Source organism: Nostoc sp. KVJ20 (assembly GCF_001712795.1).
Lineage (GTDB): Bacteria > Cyanobacteriota > Cyanobacteriia > Cyanobacteriales > Nostocaceae > Nostoc.
The window spans coordinates 1-6374 of record NZ_KV757687.1 but is presented as its reverse complement, the minus strand read 5'-3'; the positions used below and the strand labels follow the sequence as shown (position 1 = coordinate 6374).

The following is a 6374-nucleotide window of genomic DNA, read 5'->3' as shown; positions in this document are numbered from 1 at the left end:
TATTTTTGGGGATATCTAGTCATCTGAAAATGACTTTTGCTATGATTCTTGGAACTTCAGTTCCTTGCGGGACATAGTTTTTGCGTTAAGTTGACACCAATGCTCCTAGCCCTTTCCCTACAATGGCTACGGTGTACACACAAGTCTCTTGACTGACAATGCCAATGCAGTAATTTAAAATCGAGTTTCATACTCAACTAAGAATCGGTTTTCATATCCCAAATTACTTGAGCCTCGCATCAGAATTTCGTCATTGACTCGATACAGCACGTTGTAAAGGAAAGATTCATTGCTAGAAAGAGGACGTGATAAAGAAAGAGATACGTTTCTATTGATGTCAAACACACCTTCTGCTGATAAATTAAGAATTGAACTTCTGGATGCTTCGTTAGTAGATGGAGTAGGAAATATCCGAAATTCACTGAAACCAACAGCCTGTCCGATCGCAGTGATTGTTCCTTGTAAACCACCTAAAATGGTAGAACTAGCGAAATTAGTCAGTCCTTGGGTTGCATTTGTTTGACCGAAAGAACTTAGAATCGAGCCACCCAACAAAGCAACTATTTCTCCTCGACTACGATTCGGTTCACTCGTCAGTTCTAGATTGTCGCCCAATCTACTAGCTGGCCCGTCTACCCTGGCTTGAACGCGAACGCTACGTAAAGTCCCAAAGTTGTTTACAGAAACATCACTAATTTCAGCAGACAATGGTGATTCCAATATTCGACTGTTCCTTGCTGATGCTTCCGGGACAATTGCAATCAGTCGGACATCCAGATTTGGGTCAAGTCCTTGACTTGGAATAAACTGCGCGGTGTGGTCGAAGCCCCGCGCTAAGGTAAACTCAGTGGAAAATATGCTCAGTCGTCCTCCTGTCAAGCGAATGACTCCTTCAGGAAGCGGCTTGGCTAATGTTCCATTAATGGTTAAGTCGCCTGTTGCGTCAAAGCTCAATATCGGCTGACTAAAAGCGGCTCCTCCTGGTACAAAGTCGAGTAGAGACTGACTGGTAACACGAACATCGTCGTCTAAAGTCAATTTTAAATCTGCAAACTCTATAGGTAAATTGGGTGGAGTGACTGCGCTAGTGCTACTTTCTGGTGTAGCTACTGGTTCAGCGCTATTCTCTGGTGTTGGTTTGAGGTTAGGGTTAACCTCTTCTCTATTTATGACGTTAGTATTAGCCTCTGCTGTCGCTGCTGCTGTTTTCTCAGCAGTAGCGGAACTTCCAATAATTACCTGACCATCACTCAGTCGAATATCTCCACCAATGACAGGTTTTAATGCTGTTCCGCGAATTATAATATCGCCGCCGACACCACCTTCATACAGTCCGGCAATTTCAAAGTCGAGTTTGTCTGCTATTGAGACTGTGAGAGGATTTGCTGCTTGCTGAGGATCAAAAATCGGCAGGATGCCTGATACATTTATTTGCCCTTCGTTGTAAGTACCTTGGATACTTTCAACATTCACTGTATTACCATTAAATTGCGCTGTTCCTGTAACATTCGTTAAGGGTTCAGATAAAGCTTCAGCGCGAAAAGTTGCATTATTAAGTGTGGCATTGCCGTTAATAAGCGGTTCTTCTAAAGTACCTTGAACATTTAAATCTACTTGTCCTTGACCATTTACCCAAGCGACTTGATTGTTGGTAAACAGGTTTAACAATGCCAATCCTTCATTGTTCACATTGGCGTTGATGCTGATTTGATTGCTATCTGGTTGCACTTCGGCAAAAGGTAACGGAGCGGGTACGCTACCTGTAATGGTAACTGGCTGAGTTCCTGTCACTAATAAGGTACTGTCAAAATTCAAACGAGCATTGTTGTAATCAAAGTTCACTTGTCCTGTTTGCACAGGTTGTTTGTTAAGAGTCGCATTGGCTAACGTCACTTCCCCTCTAACACTAGGGTCTTGTAAACTACCTGCTAATGTGGCATCAGCATTTACATTACCAGTGATATCTATAGGGTATTGTTCGATGAAAGGCTCTAAAAGTGATAAAGGTAAACTTGCTACATTTAAGTTTCCAGAAAGTTGCTCAGTTCCTAACTGTCCCGAAAACGCCACTAATCCTTGATTGATGCCAACACTTAAGGGCGAAAGTGTGACGATACCATCGGCAAAACTGCCTTGAGCAACGACTTGATTAATGGAATAATCTCCCCATTGCCAATTAGCACCTTGAAAATTAAAGCCGACGTTCAACCCAGATTTTAATGAGCCACTAGCTGTAATTGCTCCGCTCAAAGCACCTGTTAATTCTGCAAGGCTGGGCAAAGATGGAGTTTCTTGTGTCTCTTCTTGCCGTTGTTGTGCTACCAATGTTGCAATATTCGAGAAATATGCCAACTGTGTGAGCAAATCTGCATCGGGTAAACTGACAGACTCAGTTTGAAGTACCTCTGCTCCAGCTAAGGTTGGAGGCTCTAACCCGGTACCAAAGTCTTGAAAGTCGAAGATATTGAATGCTTGTAAAAGTCTCTCAATTCTGGTTTGACCAAAATTAGCTTGGAATTGAAATTGCGGGTCATTCCCTGTTTGCACATTTCCACTGAGGGCGATGTTGCTATCTCCAATCCGTAATTGACCATTAGCCAAGCTAGCAGTACCATCAGCATAATTAATGCTGCCGCGAAATTCATCTGCTGCAACTCTGGCAACACGAGGCGCTGCGATCGCAACGTCTCCCGCAATGGCATAATTATTCAGATTAACAACTAAGTTTCCCGATAGTTGCCCTCCCAATGGTTGCAATTGATTGTTCGGTAAAAAGCCGCCAATCAAAGCGATGGGAAACTGTTGGGCGTTGATGAGCAAGTTATCTCCCTCAGTTCTACCTGTGGTGACAGCTTCATCGCGTTGAACTAAAAATGAAGTTGGACGATAATCTGCACCCAGGTTCAACGCTATCCTGTCTTGCTTCCCAGCTAATCGCAGACTTGCCCCCTGTCCTCCTTGAAAATTCACGTTTCCGGTTAAAAGTGGGTCAAACGCCAAGTTACTAACCTGGAAATTTCGCAGTCGGATATTGCCATTAGCTTGCGGTACATCTGGAGTCCCTGTAACTTGTCCTTTAAAATCGAGTAACCCTGCGATAGCTACGTCACCAGGAACTTCAAAGCCAGTATTTTGTAAGTTGAAATTCTGCGCCAGTACATTTAAATTAAATCCGGCAATTTCCGGTGCGCCAGTTGGTGGAAACTGAATAGCGATCGCACCATTAGCATTCAATCCTGGGGTACTTGCGTTTTCAACTATAATTTGCTGCCCATTCCATTGAAATTGAGCAGTGAGCGGTTTTGCCAGCAGCGCTACTCCTTGGGAAAGGCGGATTTGTCCGGCGGCGCGAATATCTGCAAGCTGGAAAGATTCTGTTGTCCCTGCTAACTGAATGTTGCTATTCAGCCGTCCTCGCAGTTCTGGTGAGAAACGGTTGAGTTGAATTTGAGAAGTGTTGACAACTCCTTGCCAACGTTGTTGTGCCAGTTGACCTCTAGCTCTGACTGTACCCCCTGCGACATTCAAAACCGCATCTGGCAAAAGGATATTTTTTCCTTGTTGAGCAACAACAACTCGTCCGGTAGTGGGATAGGTGGCGGTAGGCGCTTGCACCCGCGCTACTGCTTGTAATTTGCTCAGAGTCCCGGAAATATTGGTATTTGCGGATACATTGCCAATGGTGATGCCGGGTGAAGAATTGTATGCTCGTGCGATCGCATCCCCTGGTAAATTTTGTGCTTGGACATTCAACGCTACCCTACCTTGGGGTGCAAGCTGAAGTTGGCCGCTAGCCGTTATTTGCCCTCCCACCTCTGGATTTGCCTGAACGCGAGCAACATTCACGTTTAAGGGTTTACCCAGAGAACCAGAAACTCTAGCGTTTGCAGATATACCACCAATATTGAGCGGGGTTGAAATATTGTAACCTTGAGCGATCGCATTTCCTGGTATACCTTGAGCTTGAATATTTACGCCTACCTGACCTTGGGGAGCGAGTTGAATTTGACCATTGGCTGTGATTTTTCCCCCGGCTGGCGGCGTCACTTGAACATTAGAAATATTAAGGTTTAAGGGCTGTTTGCTAAGTGAGCCAGAGATTTGTGCTTTTGCTGAAACATTGCCAACTGCGATCGGTAGAGTCACGCCATAGCTGCGTGCTAATATATCCCCTGATATACCATCAGCTTGAGCGCTAAACATTACCTCATCTTTGGCTCCCAGTAAAGCTTCACCGCCGCCTGTAATTTGACCACCGGCTGCGGGGACAATATTCAGATTGGAAACAGCAAGTTGAGATGCAGTTTCAGAGACATTCAAGCGGAAATCAGTATTGATAGTTTTAAATTGAATGCGATCAACTTGAATCGGTTTAGTGTTGCTTACTTTACCGCTCAGGACTGGTTTTTGAAGTGCGCCTAGTACTTGAATATTTGCTTGAATTTCGCCATTAGCCGGGACTGTGGAATTTACATTCAGCGTATCTAAGATATTTTTTGCACTAACAGGTTTTATTTGAGCAGAGACATTAAAACCTGTCTGAGTATTAATTGTTCCATTAGCAAAAAGGGGAACTTTACCAATGTTCGTACTCAGATTATCTAAAGTGACAGTCTGACCTTGAAATATAAATCTCCCATTAAAATTAGAAACCTGCTGAGGAATATTTGGAATTTTAGCAGTGACTTGATTAGCGCTAGCTGTTCCTGTAACGGCTATTTCTGACAGTTTGGGTGGAATCTGAACTCCTAAATCAGCATTTAAATTCCCTCCTTGCAGCACAATAGGTAACTGAATTAAACGACTGATATCAGATGCTTTGAAATTTTGTGTTTGCAGTTGGAGGTTAGTTTGTTGAGCTTTTAATTGTGTTTCGCCAACAATTTTAACAGCCCCTCCCCTAGTGAGTTGAGCATTGATGTCATAACCAATTCTTTGATTTTGCTCTGAAAATCGGGCAACACCACCAACTTGATCTAATATTACCGAGCCTTTCGGTTTAGTTGGTGCGGCGAATGGCATCAACTCGACATCGCCATCTTGAATTTGAAGCGTCTGCAACTCAATTTGAATAAAACCTTCTCCTTCCCCCGCCTTAATTTGAGTTGTCACCCAACTATCATCTTTTTCCTGTTGGATGTAGACATTAGGTTGAACTAACGTGACATTTAATCCTAGTTTTCGGGTAAAAAGAACTTGCAACGGCGAAAACTGAACCTCCAAGCCTTTTACAACCACCTGATCTGAATCAGTGGGAGTTGCTGGTATCGATAGAGAGCTAAATCTTAGACTAGAAAGCGAAAAACGTTCAACATTCCCAACTTTTACCGGACGCCCAAGCAATTCTTGAAGATTTTGTTCCACTAATGGTGCTAAATCTTTATATACATAACTTCTAGCCCACCAAGCACCAACTGCAATTCCAACCAGCAAAACCCCACCCACAGCCAAACTGGTACGTCCTAAAAGCAGGAGCCACACACGACGATTAGATGGTTCCTGATTGTTTCCTGAATTGGGAGATGGCGTCATGATTGTTACCAGTACCAGTACTTTTTCTGGAGTGAGGCTAGAGACAGTTGTATTGACTAGTCACAAGCTATGTTTTCACAAAATTAGAACTTAAGCAAGAACTTTGTGGCAAGTTGTTTCTATTTTCCATTAGATTCTATGCCGACGAGATGGGCTGCAAAGCTATCTATATAATTTGGCGTAATTATTGAATATATTTTGAGTCATATTTTGTCATCAAATATTAATTTTGTTGGTTTTCAATTTCAGAAAACCTTGCTGAAATTAGGAGAAGTATTTAGAAGTTACTAAATCTGGGCAGTATTTTAAGGTGATTCTATATTTATTTAAATTGAAGATATATTTTTTAAATAAAATAATTTCCTGAATAAATTAGGTAATGTTTTATTATTAAATTACTTTGAGATAACTCCTGTATATACAACCCTGGTTATAGAAATTAATCTTTGTAGAATCTAACTTAGTATAGATGACGATGGTAAGTAATTTTAGAGAATGTTTGAAAAGTCCTCTTGTTGGTATCAAAAATTTCAGATCCCCCTAAATCCTCTTTAAAAAGGGGGATTTAGGGGGATCTCCAACGATTTTGGGTTTGCACAGAGATGTGTGTATACCGTAGCCTTACAAAACAGGGAGTAGGGAGTAGGGAGTAGGGATAGAAAAACATTAAAAACTTTAGTTGTGGGTATAAAGCCGACTAAATAAAAAGATTTGTGCTCTTATTGCTTGCAACGAGGCATAATGCGTCCAAATTTTCAATCCCACGCCTGGTTGGCGTGGGTTCCCTACCATTGATTGGTGTCAACTTAACGCGAAACCACACGTCCGCCAGGGATTGTAAA

At 42.4% G+C, this 6374-nt stretch carries 1 protein-coding gene; it reads right to left on the bottom strand.

All coding sequences use genetic code 11. The features are described 5' to 3' along the window. Window positions 1-174 precede the first annotated feature (174 nt). On the bottom strand, window positions 175-5532 hold the full coding sequence (locus A4S05_RS28595) for a translocation/assembly module TamB domain-containing protein (RefSeq protein ID WP_069073168.1): 5358 nt from the start codon (window positions 5530-5532) through the stop codon (window positions 175-177). Window positions 5533-6374 lie beyond the last annotated feature (842 nt).